14 protein-coding genes are annotated in these 17,167 nt (G+C 40.1%); 10 read left to right on the top strand and 4 right to left on the bottom strand.

Features of this window, described 5'->3' with window-relative positions; translation table 11 throughout:
- Window position 1: 1 nt before the first annotated feature.
- A complete protein-coding gene (locus AC59HZ_RS10120; RefSeq protein ID WP_496546034.1) occupies window positions 2–1,183 on the bottom strand; it encodes a TIGR04053 family radical SAM/SPASM domain-containing protein in 1,182 nt (393 codons plus the stop codon).
- 369 nt (window positions 1,184–1,552) lie between these two features.
- Here AC59HZ_RS10120 and AC59HZ_RS10115 point away from each other — a divergent pair, with 369 nt between their 5' ends.
- The 3 genes from AC59HZ_RS10115 (at window position 1,553) to AC59HZ_RS10105 (ending at window position 4,550) form a co-directional block, all read left to right on the top strand.
- The gene (locus AC59HZ_RS10115; RefSeq protein WP_496545672.1) at window positions 1,553–2,314 is read left to right on the top strand and encodes a C40 family peptidase; all 762 of its coding nucleotides are present in this window, start codon (window positions 1,553–1,555) and stop codon (window positions 2,312–2,314) included.
- A gap of 147 nt (window positions 2,315–2,461) precedes the next feature.
- Window positions 2,462–3,889 (top strand): PAS domain S-box protein, encoded by a 1,428-nt coding sequence (locus AC59HZ_RS10110; protein WP_496545671.1) that lies wholly within the window; start codon window positions 2,462–2,464, stop codon window positions 3,887–3,889.
- A gap of 31 nt (window positions 3,890–3,920) precedes the next feature.
- A complete protein-coding gene (locus AC59HZ_RS10105) occupies window positions 3,921–4,550 on the top strand; it encodes a TVP38/TMEM64 family protein (protein ID WP_496545670.1) in 630 nt (209 codons plus the stop codon).
- Here AC59HZ_RS10105 and AC59HZ_RS10100 read toward each other — a convergent pair.
- On the bottom strand, window positions 4,547–4,906 hold the full coding sequence (locus AC59HZ_RS10100) for a hypothetical protein (RefSeq protein ID WP_496545669.1): 360 nt from the start codon (window positions 4,904–4,906) through the stop codon (window positions 4,547–4,549). The genes AC59HZ_RS10105 and AC59HZ_RS10100 overlap by 4 nt on opposite strands.
- Before the next feature lie 406 nt (window positions 4,907–5,312).
- Between AC59HZ_RS10100 and AC59HZ_RS10095 the strand changes: the two genes are divergently transcribed.
- On the top strand, window positions 5,313–5,819 hold the full coding sequence (locus AC59HZ_RS10095) for an NUDIX hydrolase (RefSeq protein ID WP_496545668.1): 507 nt from the start codon (window positions 5,313–5,315) through the stop codon (window positions 5,817–5,819).
- A 170-nt stretch (window positions 5,820–5,989) separates the two neighbouring features.
- Here the strand turns inward: AC59HZ_RS10095 and AC59HZ_RS10090 are convergent, their stop codons facing one another.
- The gene (locus AC59HZ_RS10090) at window positions 5,990–7,531 is read right to left on the bottom strand and encodes a multicopper oxidase family protein (protein WP_496545667.1); all 1,542 of its coding nucleotides are present in this window, start codon (window positions 7,529–7,531) and stop codon (window positions 5,990–5,992) included.
- A gap of 132 nt (window positions 7,532–7,663) precedes the next feature.
- Here AC59HZ_RS10090 and AC59HZ_RS10085 point away from each other — a divergent pair, with 132 nt between their 5' ends.
- Genes AC59HZ_RS10085 through AC59HZ_RS10065 form a run of 5 tightly spaced genes read left to right on the top strand, consistent with a single transcriptional unit; the run spans window position 7,664 to window position 12,929 of the window.
- Window positions 7,664–8,674 carry an XdhC family protein gene (locus AC59HZ_RS10085; RefSeq protein ID WP_496545666.1) on the top strand — a complete coding sequence of 337 codons (1,011 nt, stop codon included), beginning with the start codon at window positions 7,664–7,666 and terminating at the stop codon, window positions 8,672–8,674.
- Window positions 8,656–9,300, top strand: coding sequence for a nucleotidyltransferase family protein (locus AC59HZ_RS10080; RefSeq protein WP_496545665.1), 645 nt, complete (start codon window positions 8,656–8,658; stop codon window positions 9,298–9,300). The genes AC59HZ_RS10085 and AC59HZ_RS10080 overlap by 19 nt, the downstream gene beginning before the upstream one ends.
- Window positions 9,288–11,606: a xanthine dehydrogenase family protein molybdopterin-binding subunit gene (locus AC59HZ_RS10075; RefSeq protein WP_496545664.1), complete on the top strand. Its 2,319-nt coding sequence runs from the start codon at window positions 9,288–9,290 to the stop codon at window positions 11,604–11,606. The genes AC59HZ_RS10080 and AC59HZ_RS10075 overlap by 13 nt, the downstream gene beginning before the upstream one ends.
- Complete coding sequence (locus tag AC59HZ_RS10070; RefSeq protein ID WP_496545663.1) at window positions 11,606–12,445, top strand: FAD binding domain-containing protein; 840 nt, start codon at window positions 11,606–11,608, stop codon at window positions 12,443–12,445. Before AC59HZ_RS10075 ends, AC59HZ_RS10070 begins: the two co-directional genes overlap by 1 nt.
- 28 nt (window positions 12,446–12,473) lie before the next feature.
- Entirely contained in the window at window positions 12,474–12,929 is a 456-nt protein-coding gene (locus tag AC59HZ_RS10065) for a (2Fe-2S)-binding protein (RefSeq protein ID WP_496545662.1), read from the top strand.
- Window positions 12,930–13,303: 374 nt separating this feature from the next.
- On the opposite strand, the gene AC59HZ_RS10060 is transcribed toward AC59HZ_RS10065, so the two are convergent.
- Entirely contained in the window at window positions 13,304–15,364 is a 2,061-nt protein-coding gene (locus AC59HZ_RS10060) for a peptidoglycan D,D-transpeptidase FtsI family protein (RefSeq protein ID WP_496545661.1), read from the bottom strand.
- 270 nt (window positions 15,365–15,634) lie between these two features.
- On the opposite strand from AC59HZ_RS10060, the gene AC59HZ_RS10055 reads away from it, so the two are divergent.
- On the top strand, window positions 15,635–17,167 hold the full coding sequence (locus AC59HZ_RS10055) for a carboxypeptidase M32 (protein WP_496545660.1): 1,533 nt from the start codon (window positions 15,635–15,637) through the stop codon (window positions 17,165–17,167).

Raw genomic sequence — 17,167 nt, 5'->3', positions numbered from 1 at the left:
TTTAAATTAAAGCGGATGTTTCTTTATTTCTCATTGCTTGTGGAATATATACACAAAATGGTTCACTCTCTAAATAGTCTCCAGTTACTGCAAAGGTTCTTGAGCGGGAACCGCCGCAAATTTTGTTGTATTCACAGACACCGCATTTGCCTATATAGTTGTCAGGCTGGCGAATCTCCTTGAATACTTTTGATTCCCGGTAAATTTCTGCAAGTGGAGTATCACGAACATTCCCGCCGACAATCGGCAATAAGCCGCTCGGCATGACATCGCCAATATGTGACACGAACGCAAAGCCGTTTCCATCGTTTACGCCTTTTGGCGCACGCTTTAAGCCATCGTGCATCGAGGCGAAATCAGTCGTAATCGTATCTTCGTAGTTAATTTCTCCTTTTTCGATTAAATGGTCCCGCTGTTTTTGCTGCAATACCACCCGGCGGTAATGCTGTGCTGCGGTCGTCTTAATATCATATGGAGCTTTTTTGCTTAATTCGTATAGCCAGCGGAAAACTTTTTCATGCTCTGCCGGTGAAATACATGCGTCTAATTGACCGCGTCCAGTTGGAACAAGCAGGAAGATGTACCACATTACTGCCTTTAACTCACCAACCAACTTAGCCATTTCTTCGAGATGATCATAGTTGTATCGTGAGATAACCGTATTAATTTGCAACGGCATGTCTAATTCGTTTAAGTATTTTATTTTTTCCAGCGTTAGTTCAAATGAACCTGGTGTTCCGCGAAACTGATCGTGAATTTCAGGGGTTGGTCCATCAAGGCTGAAACCCCATCGAGAAAGGCCAACTTCTTTTGCCTTTTTCATTTTTTCGATTGTTACATTTGGCGTGGCACTAGGTGTCATTGAAACACGCATTCCTTTTTTAATGGCATAATCAGCGAGCTCAAAAAGATCTTCCCTCATCATGCAATCTCCGCCAGTGAACACCAGCATTGGGTTATCCATTTCGTAAATTTGGTCAATGAGATTAATTCCCTCTGAAAAGGATAATTCCCGCGGGTCAGGGGAATGCTGCGCATCAGCTCGACAGTGAACGCATTTTAGCTGACAAGCTCTTGTTACTTCCCAAATTACAATAAATGGATTTTGATCATAATCAATCGGCTTTCCCATTCCATGTGGATGTCCCGTGGGCCTTGGATGTCCTTTACTAATTCCATGCATTTTCATCACCAGATTCATTATTATTTTTAAAAACATTTAAATTGTTTCTATAGGTTCATTATAATTTTATCGGTAGAGTGTGCATGGGAGGTTTGTTACAAAATTTCTACATTGTTTTCAAGGAAACTAGTAAATAATCTATTTTTTAAAATATTACAAATATGTTACAGGGGTACAGCCCATTTTTCGATAGAAGTGGTTCTAGCCTATACAGTGCCTAGAAAGACAATATTTCTTTCGTGTAATAATAGGTGCATTCATTACCAATTTAGGTATAAACTGTCTTGAAAACCATATCTTTGCCATATTACCCAGGCATCTATCTCCTTTATGATAAAAGTACCAATAAATTAAAGGAGTCGTGCCTCTATGAAAAAACATCTACTGACACTCGCGGCCGCTGCAGGCATCTTGTTTACCTCTTTTGGAGGTTCTGTATATGCACATGAAAATATCTATACGGTCCAATCAGGTGACACCCTATGGAAAATCTCGCAAGCAAACGGAGTGTCAGTTGCTAATTTAAGGGCATGGAATCAGCTTACTAGCGATAATATCTATGTAAATCAGAAACTTTCATTATTAGCACCTCATACTCACGAAACAACTTATACAGTTCAAAAAGGGGATTCCCTTTGGGGTGTCGCAACCCGAAATAATCTCTCAGTAGCACAGCTTAAATCTATCAATAACTTAACATCAGATACAATTTATGTGGGCCAAGTTTTAAAGGTTGCCGCGAATTCGCAATCTCCAATTCCGGCTCCAACGGTTTCAAAGGCTCAAATGGTTATGGATGAAGCAAAGAAATATATCGGAACCCCGTATTTATGGGGAGGAAATACTCCGGCTGGCTTTGATTGCAGCGGGTTTACCAGTTATGTCCTCAATAAAATTGGTATTACAATTCCACGAACAGCTGCAACCCAGTGGTCGGGATTAAAGGTGATCAGTACCCCAAATCCTGGTGATTTAGTATTTTTTGAAACTTATGCGCCAGGACCAACACATGTTGGAATTTATTTAGGCGACAATAAATTTATTCAAGCGGGATCACATGGTGTTGCCATCGCTGATATGACAAATACCTATTGGAAACCAAAATACCTTGGTGCAAGAACTCCGTATTAATAAAATATTAAAATGACCTTTTATCTAAAATGATAGAAGGTTTTTTCTTTCGGAAAATTCGAAAATTAATAGTTTATGAAATAGGGTTTTAGCTTTATACTAAATAGGTATCTCTTTTTTTAGTTGCAAGCTTGTTGGGAGGATTATATGTTTAATTCCACACATTTTAAGGAAGTATTTTATCAATCAAGGATTCCTCAATTAATTGGCTGCATTGACTTTACGAATATGCAATTTAATCCTGCTTTCTGTGATTTTCTTGGATTTACATTGGATGAATTAGCTGAAATATCTTTAGAAGAAGTTTCATATAAAGAGGATCTTGCCAAGGACTTTAATTTGTTTCAAGAGATTTTAAGTGGACAAAGAAATGAGTATGAAATTGAAAAAAGGTATATACACAAGTCTGGTGAAATTAAGACCGGTATTTTAAATGTTTCCAGAATTAAAGCCCAAGGTACCGAGGAAGATTACCTACTTGCACAAGTTATAGATATAACGGAAAAAAAGCAAATGGAACTGGTTTTAAGAGAAAGTGAGCAAAAGTACAGACTGCTGGCTGAGCATTCATCAGATGTCATCATGCTTCATCGCGTGGATTTTTCCTATCTATATATATCACCCTCAGTAAAGACGGTTCTGGGCTACGAGCCAGAGGAATTGCTTGGAAAAAATCCTGAGGAAATCATTCATCCGGATGATATGGAAACAATGCTAACACAGAATAGCCTAATAGGTCCGGAAAATACTTCGATGTTAGTGACTTATCGCTGTAAAAAGAAAAACGGAACCTATATTTGGTTAGAATCAACCACCAAGGCTTTAACAAATCCTTTAACAGGTGAAGTGCAGGAAATTGTGACAGTTTCGCGGGATATCCAGCACCGGATTGAAACAGGTGAACGTTTGCGTAAATCTGAAAAGCTGGCTGTTGTCGGCCAAATGGCCGCAGCGGTAGCTCATGAAATTCGAAATCCTCTAACTCCTATTAAAGGATTCATGCAGTTATTAAACGCCGAAAAAGAAATCAATCCAGTTTACTTAGGTATAGTTTTGGATGAATTACAGCGCCTCGAAGTAATCATTTCCGAATTTTTAACGATGGCAAAGCCCCATACAGAAAAAACCAGCCTTGTTCAAATAAATAGTCTTGTTGGACAGGTGGTTCAATTATTACAAACACAAGCTTTGATGAAGAACAATGAAATCAATTTTATCTCCAATAAAACAGTGCCTGCAATTATTGGAGATCCGAATTCATTAAAGCAGGTTTTCATGAATGTCATTCAAAATTCCCTAGATGCATTGTCCGAAAAAGGCCAAATTGATGTTATTATTTGTGTGGATGAATTAGCTGTTATCATTAAGATTAGGGATAACGGCTGTGGTATACCTGAAGGAAGGCTGTTAAAGCTTGGTGAACCATTTTATTCAACTAAGGAAAAAGGTACTGGTCTTGGGTTAATGACCAGCTACCGAATTATTGAAAGCCATCATGGAAAAATAAACGTTGAGAGTGAAGAGGGACATGGGACAACCGTAACCATTTGGCTTCCCATTCCATCAAAAAAATAATTCAAATTATGTGGAGTTTAGAGGAGATAGAATGATTAAGCGATTCGTAAGTTTAACGATTTTACTGTTGATCATTGCGATTGGATTTTTTCAGAAGGATGAATTATTGCATCTAATAAAAGGAGGTGGCTCAGTCTCTCTCCTGATTAGCATGCTTCTCGTAGCCATCTGTGTGTTTTTTCCAGTCATTCCCTTTCCTGTACTGGCAGGAATCATAGGCGGCGTCTTTGGAACAGTCCAGGGGGTGTTCGTTTCCTTAACAGGTGCCATGATTGGGACAATGGGATTCTTCTTTTTAAGCAGATATGGATTTCGGGATTTCGCGCAGGCAAAACTAGCTAAGCATACGAAAGTGCAAGAATACGAAGATTTTCTTAACAGAAACTCATTCGTTGCCATCCTTTCATGCCGCTTAGTTCCAATCATTCCTGCACCGATAGTTAATATTATTTGTGGATTAAGTCATGTTAAATGGCCAATCTTTTTTATCGCGTCGACAATTGGAAAGCTTCCAAATATTTTAATCTTGTCCTATGCAGGAGCCTTATTTAAGAGCAGTAAGCTGTATTCCTTTGGCTTATATGGAATCTATATACTTATTATCTTGCTCATCAATTTTGTCATCATTTATCGAAAAACAGCCAAAAAATCTCTAGATTAAATGACTTTTTGTACATTTACACCATTTTGGTTCTCAACCTGGATGATATCGGTAAAAAAGCTTTTTAAAATAAGCCATTTTGCAGGATAGCTGTAAATAAAATCCTCCAAAACCAGCGAGGAATAGTGGATCAAGCAATCCAATCCTCGTTTTTCTTTCTTTAAATCATATAAAAGGGCATGTGGAATAGTGTAATAATCATTCACTTGATAGGGATTGAGTGTTACAATCTCTATCTTTTGCTGAAATATATAATGTTTAATCGACTCTTCCTGAAGTCTACTACTATCTTCCTTTGATAATCCATTTAAACTTATTCGGTCATTGATAAAATAAATACCCTTCAATCCTAACACCTTCTCATTAGCTTGATTGGTATTGTTATTGACAGGGTTTGAAAGAAGTATACATAATTATGTCTTCAAAAAAATATACCCGGCCGAGTGCCGGGTACCAAACAAAATCTATATAAAGGGGGGCGGAGGTTAAGGTTCTTTTGTGAACCTGTTTATATCTTAATCGATAAATATGAACAAACTATGAAAGAAAGTTTAATAGTTTAAGAAAGGTGAACAGGTTGAAAGATTTCCATTGCTGTGCAACATGCAAACACTTTATAGTCGAGAAGAAACCGGAAGGAATACGCTATTTCTGCAGCCGTTTAGGCTATGAAACCAAAACAAACTATAAATTTAATTGCTGGAGTCCGAAAGAAAACATCCTAAAATTAATGAAGAGAAAAGAGACTGGAGGCGGTCATTAATGGGGGATAAAACATTAATAACCTTAAGTGGGATGGTTTTAAAGGAAGATTCCTTTAAAAGACCTTATTTCGAATTAGAAGATTTTCATGGGGTTGTCATGCTTGCAAAGGAAAATGATTCTCTTTTATTAATTGAGCAATATAGAAGACCTGTCAATTCTACTGTATGGCAGTTACCAGGTGGCGGTGTGAAAAACGGGGAGGATCTGGAACAAGCAGCTAGACGCGAATTTCTAGAAGAAACAGGTTATACATGCGGCTCTGTACATTATCTTGGGACTCTACACCCAGCATCATGGAGAACAAATGAGGTAACCCATGTATTTTTTACGAAAGAAGTTGGGGTAAACCTTAATCAACAGCTTGAAGAGCATGAAAAAATTAAAGTGAAGAAAATAAGTATTCAAGAATGTTTTCAACTTGTTAAAGAAAATCAGCTGCAAGATTCAGAACTATGCTACGCATTGCTGCAAGCTATTTTGAAGGGATTTATTTCAATTGATTAGTCAGATAAATTAATGAAGATTACCATTTAGGAAAACTAAAATTTGGCACCGTTTTTTAAGGCAAATGAAAACCCGGTGGATATAAGCCCACCAGGTCAAGTTTTAAAAGTAACGATTCCAGATGAAGTAGAATGTTAAAAAAGGTTGAACGAATTGCTCCGAAATATTGGCTAATGCGGCGGCCGTACAATGTATGGCCGCATCATTTCGTAATCCTCATGCTCGAGCATATGGCAATGCCAGACATATTGCCCAGTATAGGGGAAGAAAGGAATGATGATTCTTGTAATTTGACCAGGAGGACATCTTACCGTGTCTTTCCATCCCTGTTCCGAATGATCCGCGGTGACTGAAGGGCCGGTGTATTTAATTTGTTTGGTCGTTTTAAAAAATTCCACATCAAACGGGCGGCGGTCGATTATTTGAAACTGAACGAGATGAACGTGTATCGGATGGTCATCGCCATTAGTATTAACGAAATTCCAAACTTCAGTTGAACCGACGATGGGATTTTCAGTAACCGGAGCATCCCATTTCTTCTTATCAAGCAGCAAAAGCGGTCTTCCATATTGATCTTTTTCCTCACTTAATTCTAAAAATCGATATTTCCATACGCTCTGCTCAGCGATCCTGCCCATTGGGCCAAAATGGGGTGGAATCACAGTAGTATCAATCGTGGACAAGGCTTTATTTACTCGAAACTGCATAACTACTCCAGTTGTTTCTGGGTCTACAGGGTCCCCAATTGGAAAGTGAGTAGGTGCATCATTTTTCAACGTAACCATCTTACCTTCGAGGTTTGAAAAGTCTATGATCACATCGACTCTTTCTGCTGGCGCTAGAAGTAGTCTTTTCACTCCAATCGGCCGCTCCAAAAATCCACTATCCGTGCCAATTTGGTAAAACAATTGCCTTGAATCCAAGGATAGTCCAAAAAAACGGGAATTTGCTCCATTTAACAACCGAAAGCGATATTTTCTCGGTTCAACCTCTAAATAAGGCCATACCTTGCCATTAACAAGGATCGAATCTCCAAAAAAGGAAGATATTATCGAGGGAAAGATTCCAGAATCATTTATCTCAGGCTGTTCCGGATATAATAACGAGCCATCCACATGGAATGATCGATCCTGGAGCAGCAACGGTATTTCATAGGGTCCACTTGGAAGGTTCAGAGAATGTTCCTTTTCATCCCTAATAAGATAAAATCCAGCCAGTCCGGCATAGATATTTAATCGGGTAATCCCGATTGCATGGTCATGATACCAAAGGGCACGGGCGCTTTGCTGATTAAAGTATTGATATATTTGATTTTGAAAAAAGTATCCTCTTATTTTATAGTCTTTGGTAAACCAGGCATCGGGATAGCCATCACTCGCTGGTTCTGTTCTTCCTCCATGAAGATGGACGACAGTTCTTACATCTGGTTTTTCTTTTTCCGCTCCATGAACTGTGTGATCAATTGGAAAAAGATGCCTGGCTGGCAAATCGTTCGCCCATTTGACAAATACTTTTTCTCCTTTTTTGACCTCAATCGTAGGACCTGGGTAAATTCCCTCATATCCCCAAATCGTTGTTTTGGGCAAATCTTGATGCAAAGATTGTTTGGCTTCCCTCATGCACACTTCATAATACGTGAATTCCTTAGATTTCCACTTTGGTTTTAATACAGGGGGAATTGGTAAAGGATCTGTAAATTTCGTTAATTTCATGATAACTCCCCTTTTTCTTGATGTTATTAATATCTATGAATGATTCGAATGAAAAATTAACCATTCTAGGAATAGCTTCCTGCTTAATATAAATAAAATAGGAATTTACTTGTCTGAAGTGAGGGAGTTTTGATGGAAGATATATTCCTAATTTTGGATGCAATAGAATGCTCTGGGAAAAAGGTGCTTGCTACTATCATTAGGGTAAACGGCTCTGCTTATAAAAAAGAAGGAGCCACCATGCTTTTTTTTGAGGATGGCAGTCAAATTGGCCTATTAAGTGCCGGTTGTTTAGAAACAGATCTAGCTGTCAGGGTACAGGAGGTGTTCGATAAGCAAAGGGCCTATACTCTGCAGTATGACATGAGCGACGATAATGATTTAGGATGGGGGCAAGGGGCAGGCTGTAATGGGACAATTGATATTTTGCTAGAGCCCATAAGCGGGCAGCTTCAAAAGGATTTGATAATGGTAAGGAAACAATTAGAAAACAATCATTCAGTTATGGTATTGAAAAATTTAGATAATGTGGGAGAGTATGTTTTTCTTACAAAAGAAGGGCCGCCATTTGGTCAATGGTCAGGCGTTATTCCAAATGTTGATATCGGAGAGAAATCTGGAGTTATCGAGGGACTGCCTATTTATCAACAAACCTATCAGCCAAAGCCTCGATTGATTGTATTCGGGGCAGGTCCTGATGCTAGACCATTGGTATCATTGGCAGCGGAAACTGGTTTTTCTGTTACTATTTGTGACTGGCGCAACGAATTCTGTCAAAAAAAATATTTCCCTGGTGCTGACCGCCTTTTACTGGGATTTCCCAGTGAGCAGCTAAAAGAAATTTCGTTTACCCCCTATGATTTTGTGATTATTATGACGCATCATTTTCAGAGAGATCAAAAGATCCTTCTGTCCATACTTAATGAGAATGTTAGTTACTTAGGTGTGTTGGGACCAAAAGAAAGAACGAAACGGCTGCTTAGAAATGAAGAGATTCCTAAACGGCTCCATTCTCCCATTGGCCTCGCAATTGGTGCAAAGGGTTCTGTTGAGATCGCAGTCAGTATTGTATCCGAAATGATTGAAGTGTTAAGAAAGCCGGTTCGTAAAAAAGTGGAGTTATTATGGACAGTTCCAGATTAGTTGGAATATATTTGGCGGCCGGCAAAAGCACTAGAATGGGCAGGGATAAACTGAATTTAGCCATCGATGGACAGTGGCTGGGAAGCTTAGCCTTACGGGCTGCATTGGAATCAAAGCTGGAGCACATCATAACTGTCACAAGAATAGGAGATTCACTTAAGTGGTTAGCTCCTTTTTCGAATAGAAAAGATATAAGTATTCTAGTTTGTGAGGAAGCTGACCAGGGACAAAGTGCTTCATTAAAGTCAGGGGTAAAGGCTGCTGTGGAACTAGGAGCGGACGGAGTGGTGATACTCCTTGCCGACCAGCCATTTGTGACAGGAGCGATGATTAATCGTTTAGTGGATGAATTCTCTGCTCCTAATGACTATTCTCATTTAAGTTATTCGCAAAATGGAATTTCTAAACCGCCTGTTCTCATTGGAAGAAAACTTTTTCCATCTTTAATGAAATTGGAAGGGGACCAGGGAGCACGTTCCTTAATTCGCGGGGCGCAAGCAATGCAAGGAAAACAAGTGGAACTAAATGGAGGCATTTATTTTTTTGATGTTGATACGTTTGATGACTACCAAGCGTTATTAGAAATTTGGCCATTAAAAGGGAGGGCTGGAGCTTGGAGGTTATAGGCAAAAGTGTCATTCGCAAAGAGGCACTTGATAAAGTGACGGGCAGGGCGAAGTATACAAATGACTATCATTCAGTTTCAATGCTTACTGGGCATAAGGTTATCAGCCCTTTTGGTCATGCCAAAATTGTTGATATTGACACTGAGGAGGCCTGGAAAGTTCCGGGTGTGCGTGCAATTCTCACCGGGAATCACTATCCATTAACAGGGGAAGCGATTCGTGACCGGCCTGTGATTGCGGCTGATAAGGTTCGGTACCATGGGGAAGTTGTTGCACTTGTCGTCGCCGATTCTCCTGAACAAGCCAAAACAGCTGGCGATCTAATAAAGGTCCAATATGAATTACTGCCGGTTGTCAATTCGCCTACACAGGCGTTTCAAAAGGATGCACCACTTGTCCATGAGCAATTAGGTGAATACAAGAAAGAAGGAGATTCAGATCCTGTGCCAGGTACCAACATTGCCAACCATATAAAAATCCGCAAGGGGAATATGGATCAGGGCTGGTCGGAAAGTGAAACAATGGTGGAAGAAAGCTTTTCTTTTGCCCCTTCCGACCATTCGGCCATGGAAACTAGGTGTGCGACAGCGGAAATTCTTCCGGATGGAAATATCATCATTATGACTTCTTCTCAAGCACCGTATATGGTCAAAACGTTAATCTCCGAATTTTTCGGGGAGGATATCGGGAAAATCATTGTTCACACACCATTTGTCGGGGGTGGTTATGGAGGGAAAGCTCCTGTTCAGCTTGAGCTGCTGGCTTATGTTGCTTCCAAAGAAGTCGGAGGAAAACCGGTTATGATTTTTAACACAAGAGAAGAAGATATTATCACCTCACCTTGTCACATTGGTTTAGATGCCACTGTTAAATTAGGAGCAGACAGAACTGGGAAAATTAGGGCTGCTGAAATTCAGTATTTATGGGATGGAGGGGCCTATTCGGATAAAGCCATCGATGTAACAAGGTCAGGAGCGGTCGATTGTACAGGTCCTTATAAAATTGAAAATGTTTGGTGCGATTCTTACTGTATGTATACGAATCATCCATATGCATCACCCTATAGGGGCTTTAGTCACTCCGAACTTTCCTTTGTAATAGAAAGAACAATGGATCTGCTGGCGCAAAAATTAAATATGGATCCGCTTGAAATTAGGTATATTAATGCGATTAAACCAGGCGACACTACGCCGACCAGGGTGAGATTAAATAAAAGTAACGTTGGGAATCTGCAAAAATGTATTGAAAAAGTCAGGGAATTAATCCACTGGGATAAAGGAGCAGTACAAAAAATAGATGAAAGATTTGTAAGAGTTAAAGGGGTCAGCTGCAGCTGGAAGACCTCAACGATTGACACGAATGCTCCATCTGGAGCTATTCTAACCTTTAATCCCGACGGCAGTATTAATTTGATGTCAGGCCTGGTTGAAATTGGCACTGGAACAAAAACAGTCTTAGCCCAAATTCTGGCGGAACGATTGAAAATGAATGTTGACAATATACATGTCCGGATGGAAGTCGATACTCAAACAATGCCAGAGCATTTTAAGACAGTTGCAAGCAGGGGAACGTTTATGGCTGGAAGGGCTGTCTTAAAAGCTGCAGATGATGTCATCAAACAGCTGAAAGATGTAGCTTCATGTGTTTTAAGGGCACCAAAGGAAGATCTGGAGGTGGCCGATAGCAGGGTATTTTTAAGAGATGATCCAATCATTGGGCTCCATTTTAAAGAAATCGGTTATGGCTACAAGTATCCGAATGGAAACGCAATTGGCGGTCAAATCATTGGAAGAGGTAATTATATTTTAAGGCATTTAACACCTTTAGTCCCTGAAACGGGTGAAGGGAGACCTGGACCTGAATGGTCAGTTGCGGCATATGCAGTGGAAATTGAATTTGATCGGCGTAATTTGACGTACCGTGTCATTAAAGCCTGTAGTGTCGTAGATGCAGGAAAGGTCTTAAATGAAAAAGCGGCTTTAGGGCAGGTAATGGGTGCGATGAGTATGGGTATCGCCTTCGCTTGTCGTGAAACATTTTATTTTGATGAACTCGGCCGGGTCTTAAACCCGCAGCTTCGAACCTACCGGCCGCTAAGATACGGTGAAAATCCTGAATACTTGGTGGGATTTGTAGAGTCCCCACAGCTTGATGCCCCTTATGGTGCTCGTGGAATAGGGGAATTAGGACTTATGGGGATGCCAGGAGCAATCGGGAATGCCTTGTCGATCGCAGCAGATGTTTCACTTCATAATCTGCCTTTGATACCTGAGTTGATTTGGAAAACAAAGGAGGCGTCAAAGTAATGCTTCCGTTTGATTTTGAATACTATAAGCCGGAAACTTTGAAAGAAGCAGTTGATTTGTATCAATATTTAGAACAACAGGGTAACCAGCCGATGTTTTTTTCAGGCGGAACGGAATTAATTACGCTTGGGAGAATCAATTTAGCCTATACGGATGCTGTTATTGACATTAAGGATATTGCGGAATGTAAGGTAATGCAGGTAAGCGGGGATCATGTACTTCTCGGCAGCACTCTCACCTTAACTCAAATTGAAAAAGCCAATCTTTTTCCGTTATTAACAAAGACAGCAAGTCAAGTAGCCGACCATACAGCACGTGGAAAAATTACCTTGGGTGGAAATATTTGTGCGCAGATTTTCTACAGGGAGGCTGTATTGCCCTTTTTGCTTGCCGATAGTCAAGTATTAATTGTTGGATCTGAAGGAAAACAAGTCATTCCCATAAATGAGATATTTCTCGGCCAACTCAGATTGAGAAAAGGGGAGTTTTTGGTTCAACTAGCAACGGAGAGCAGGTTTGTCAGGGCGCCGTTTTTCAGCATCAAACGCCGTCAGCAATGGGATATGGGGTATCCGCTGATAACAATAGCCGCATTGAAAACTAACGATTTAGTGCGTGTAGCAATTAGTGGTTTATGTCCATTTCCTTTTCGCTCTAAGGAAGTGGAGGCCGCTTTAAATAATAAAGGACTCTCGATTGAAGAACGCGTGGAAGGGGCCCTGGAAGTTATGCCGGATCCGCTTTTAGATGATGTTGAAGGGTCAGCAGAATACCGATTATTTGTGTTGAAGAATTTATTGTTTGATGTACTTGGGGCGTTGGATGTTGTGAGAGTTTGATAGTTTCGTTGAAGGATGGTGGTGATGCTTGAAATTTCATACAATCACGTTAAACATTAACGGAGAAAATCGAATGGTTACCGTTAGGTCAGCTGATACTCTTTTATACACCTTGCGCGCGAAACTTGGCCTGACAGGTGCGAAGCCTGGGTGTTTAAATGGTGATTGCGGAGCCTGTTCGGTGAACATCGATGGCTGGCCAATGAAATCTTGTTTAATGCTGACCGTGGAAGCAATCGGTAAAAAGGTAACGACCATCGAAGGATTGCAAAATACTCCGATTCAACAAGCGTTTATTGAAAACTTCGCTTTCCAATGCGGCTACTGCACACCTGGTTTTATTATGAATTGTCACTCGTTAATTGAGCAGCAACCAGATGCTGATGACGAGACGATAAAGGAGTGGCTCGAATCAAATATTTGCCGCTGCACCGGTTATGCTGAAATTGAGCGGGCAGTTAAATCGGTGTTAAAAAAGAAATAGGGATTGCCTTGCGAAGGACTTTACAATTTTAGTGTAGGTAAAAATACGATGAAAATATTATGAGGACAAAAAACAGCACGGAAAATGGAAAACTGTCTTCATAAGGCGTTCATGAGGACAAAACTCATGGGTGAAAAGCAAAGACTGTACTCATGGAGCGTTCATGAGGACAAAACTCGAGGGTGAAAAGCAAAAACTGTCCTCATGAGGCGTTCATGAGGACAACAGACGAGGTGAAATCAGTAATACTGTCCTCATAGAGCGTTCATGAGGACAAAACTCGAGGGTGAAGAGCAAAAACTGTCCTCATGAGGCGTTCATGAGGACAAAACTCTGAGTGAAAAAGCAAAAACTGTCCTCATGAGGGCGGTTTTTTATTTTTTCATTTGAAAATACATATCCAATACCCGGCGGCCGATCTTTAGGTTGGCCCTGTTATCCTCTTTACCAGCGTAAGCCCATGGGACCAACACGGCCATGGCCACTTCGGGATTTGTACTTGGTGCATAACTGACCAAACTAAGGTTCATAACAGCAGGCGGCTCTTTGCCAAAACGGCTGCGAAGCGGTCCGTCATAGAAGGCTTCTGCAGTCCCGGTTTTACCTGCAGGAGCATAGGTAACACCGCTGAAAAATTTATAGGCTGTACCTCCAGGCTCCTGCATGACCTTTCTAAAACCTGTTTGTACACGGTTCATCCATACTTTTTTCGCATCAATCGTATTAAGTACTAGCGGGTGAATATCTTTTACAACTGCTCCAGGCTCATTGGAGCCTTCAACCGGTTCGCGAATTTGCTTTACCACATGTGGCTGCATCCGGTAGCCGCCATTGGCAATCGTCGAAACATACTGGGCTAATTGCATCGCAGAGTATGTATCATATTGGCCAATGACGAGGTCGAGTAAATAACCAGGTAGTTTGCTTTGCCCTTTAACACCCGTTTGTTCGTTCGGTAAATCAATTCCGGTTCTTGTACCGAGACCGAAAGAAGCAAATGAATTTCTGATGGTATCAAAAGCGGTATTATCAATTTTCAAAGGTTTATCATATTCATAATGTCCGTTACCAATTCTGATGGCTGTTCGGAACATATAAACGTTGGAGGATTTCTTTAAGGCATTGATTTCGTTCAGTTTCCCAAGGTAGGTATATGATTTTTTCAAGGGAGTGGCTTGAATTTTCAGACCGGCATCGTCAAATATGGTACCAGGAGAAATGGCCCCTGTTTTATACCCTGTTAAGACGGTGGCACCCTTCACTGCAGAACCTACATTAAAGGTGGTCGTGAATGTTCCCAGAGCATCATCCTCCATTTCTACCTTTCCAGTTTCTTGATTTCTTTCTATTTTTTTACCTGACATGGCCAAGACTTCACCGTTTCTAGGATCCATTAACACCACATAAGCCCGGTCGGTCAGACTGGTTCCAGGTAATTGCTTTGCCGCCCAAAGCTCTTCTTCAATAATTTTATCAACCGCCTTTTGTAGATCCATATCAATGGTAAGGACAAGGTCATTTCCCTTTTTGCCATTCGTGATTGTTTGGGTTTCAATCACATTTCCTGTTTTATCGGTTATATTTTTGACTTTGGACTTGTAGCCATGAAGAATATCCTCGTATTGCATTTCCAGCTGGCTTTTACCTACCCGGTCATTTCGGCTGTAACCCTTTGCTAAATAATAATCCAATCTGTCGGCGGGCAGGCCTTCATCTGACTTTGTTACCTTTCCAAGCACGGATCTTAATGTGTTTTCAAACAAGTAGGTTCGATCCCAATCTGTTGTGGTGTCCACACCTGGAAGTGATTGAAGATTTTCACTCACGGCAGCAATTTCCTGCTCTGTTACGTCTACATTTTTTATAATTTGCGGTGTGTATTTATACCCGCTATTAAATTCCCGATAAAGTGCTAGTACTTCCAGATTCTGATTGATTTCCTTCAATTCCAAAGGAGTTATCCGATCCCGCTTTAACTTATATAGATCACTATCGGTTAGTATTTTGGCTTCATATAATTCTTTTTCTTTTTTGGTAATCTTGTCATCAGCGCGCTTTGGATGCTTCAAAATCCAAAAATCCCGTTGATCGCGGTCTGTCACCTTATCTGTTTTCTTATCAATGAGTTTGGCTAGTTTTTCAGCAGTTTCAACCATTTCATCCTGGCTGAACCCTTCATTGGTGAAGGTGATGGCGTTTTTTGGAATGTTATCAACAATAACTTTAAAATCACGGTCATACATTTTTCCTCTTGGAACCGGATTACTAACCGTTATATCCTCTTTTCTTTCTAAATCTCTTTTAAAATTTTCCCCATAGACAATCTGTACAAAGCCAAGTCGTAAAATAAGGATAGAAAATAGCAAAAATACACTAAAAAACAAAAAATTTAATCTAAAGGGAAAATGAGATTTTTTCTTTTTTTGCTTTTCCAAAGGTTTGCACATCCTTTACAAGCCGGTAAACACACCACGATATTATTATTTTACGTTTCTCATCGATTTTATGTAAAGTATTTCCTGTTTCTCTAATAATTGGGGGGGATCATGCAGGTGTCGACAGAATTTTTCTAAACTAAATTTTTTGTCAACCAAAAGATTTTCTAATTTTTTCCCTTATTGGAATTTTTACTTTATAATGAATTTGGATTGGTAATGTTCATAGACCAATTCCATTAAAAAAAGAAAATAGGGGGTCTACTACATATGGAACAGAAAGTAATTGATCCAGTTTTACAGAAAGCATTGGAACAATTTACAGCACTAGATGAAAAAATCACCCATTTTTCAAGTATCATAGGGTTGACTGATTGGGATCAAAAGGTCATGGCGCCGAAAAAAGGCAGGGCTATTTTCGCCAAAGCAACCGGTACTCTTAGAACTGAAGTGTTTAAGCTAATGGTATCAGGTGAAATGGGGGAACTGCTGGAAACCTTATCTAAACCGGAAAATGTAAAGGATTTAGACGACTATACAAAAGCAAAGGTCCGTGAATACAAAGCATATTATCAAAAATCAAAGAGTATTCCTGCCAATCTTTTTCAGGAATACAGCATCCTAACGGCTCAGGCAAATGATGCATGGGATGAAGCAAGAGCGAACAATGATTTTGCACGGTTCCTGCCTTATTTGGAAAAAATAGTAGCCTATAAGCGTAAGTTTGCTGAAATTTATGGCTATGAGGAGCATCCTTACGATGCATTATTAGATGAGTTTGAGCCTGGTTTAACAGTAAAAAGACTAGATCCATTGTTTGCTAAGTTAAGAGAATCAAGTGTTAAACTCTTAGAGCGTATTCGAGAGAATGGAAAACGGACAATAGCTGAAGTTTTTGATCAGTCTTATGAAATTGAAAAACAGAAAGAGTTTAATCGCTTTATTCTGCCGATCATTGGGTTTGATCTTGATGCCGGCCGGTTAGACGAAACTGTTCATCCATTTGCTCAAACTGTTAATACAAGCGATGTCCGATTAACGACTCGCTATTTAGAAAAAAATGTCCGCTCAGCCCTGTTTGGTACCATTCATGAAGCAGGCCACGGAATTTACGAGCAGCATGTTAATCCTGAATTTGAAGAATCCATCCTTCAAAGCGGGGCATCGTTTGGAATTCATGAATCGCAATCAAGATTTTTAGAGAATATGGTCGGCCGCAGCAAGGAATTTTGGAAATTCTTTTACCCTAAACTGCAGGAGTATTTTCCAGCCCAGTTGAAGAATGTTTCCCTTGATGAATTTTACCGAGCTGTGAATTCGGTTGAGCCATCATTAATTCGTGTGGAAGCAGACGAATTAACCTATAATCTTCATATTATGCTGCGCTATGAAATTGAAAAAGCGTTGATTGCTGGAGAGATTGAGGCAAAAGACCTGCCTGAAATTTGGAACAAAAAAATGCAGGATTATCTTGGGATTACTCCTAGTACGGATACATTAGGCGTGCTTCAGGATGTCCATTGGTCCTTTGGCGGTATAGGTTATTTCCCTTCCTATTCTTTAGGAAACCTTTATGCCGCACAAATTCTTCGCACGATTCAAAATGACCTGCCTGATTTTTATAACCATATAGAAAATGGCAGATTTGACGTGATTCAAGAATGGTTAAAAGGAAATATCCATCAGTACGGTAAGCTTTACACGCCAAATGAATTAATCGTTAAGGTGACGGGTGAGGAATTAAACGCAGAATATCTTGTCGAGTATCTTGAGAAAAAATATGCTGAGGTATATGGATTTTAA

This window comes from Neobacillus sp. DZ-9 (genome assembly GCF_059587065.1).
The sequence above is the reverse complement of the archived record's forward strand: the minus strand, read 5'-3'. Positions and strand labels throughout refer to the sequence as shown.

Coding starts and splice junctions, on each gene's coding strand:
- AC59HZ_RS10095 (WP_496545668.1), top strand. CDS start 5,313: ATGGGGGATAAAACATTAATAACCTTAAGTGGGATGGTTTTAAAGGAA.
- AC59HZ_RS10105 (WP_496545670.1), top strand. CDS start 3,921: ATGATTAAGCGATTCGTAAGTTTAACGATTTTACTGTTGATCATTGCG.
- AC59HZ_RS10080 (WP_496545665.1), top strand. CDS start 8,656: ATGGACAGTTCCAGATTAGTTGGAATATATTTGGCGGCCGGCAAAAGC.
- AC59HZ_RS10120 (WP_496546034.1), bottom strand. CDS start 1,183: ATGCATGGAATTAGTAAAGGACATCCAAGGCCCACGGGACATCCACAT.
- AC59HZ_RS10055 (WP_496545660.1), top strand. CDS start 15,635: ATGGAACAGAAAGTAATTGATCCAGTTTTACAGAAAGCATTGGAACAA.
- AC59HZ_RS10115 (WP_496545672.1), top strand. CDS start 1,553: ATGAAAAAACATCTACTGACACTCGCGGCCGCTGCAGGCATCTTGTTT.
- AC59HZ_RS10090 (WP_496545667.1), bottom strand. CDS start 7,531: ATGAAATTAACGAAATTTACAGATCCTTTACCAATTCCCCCTGTATTA.
- AC59HZ_RS10070 (WP_496545663.1), top strand. CDS start 11,606: ATGCTTCCGTTTGATTTTGAATACTATAAGCCGGAAACTTTGAAAGAA.
- AC59HZ_RS10085 (WP_496545666.1), top strand. CDS start 7,664: ATGGAAGATATATTCCTAATTTTGGATGCAATAGAATGCTCTGGGAAA.
- AC59HZ_RS10110 (WP_496545671.1), top strand. CDS start 2,462: ATGTTTAATTCCACACATTTTAAGGAAGTATTTTATCAATCAAGGATT.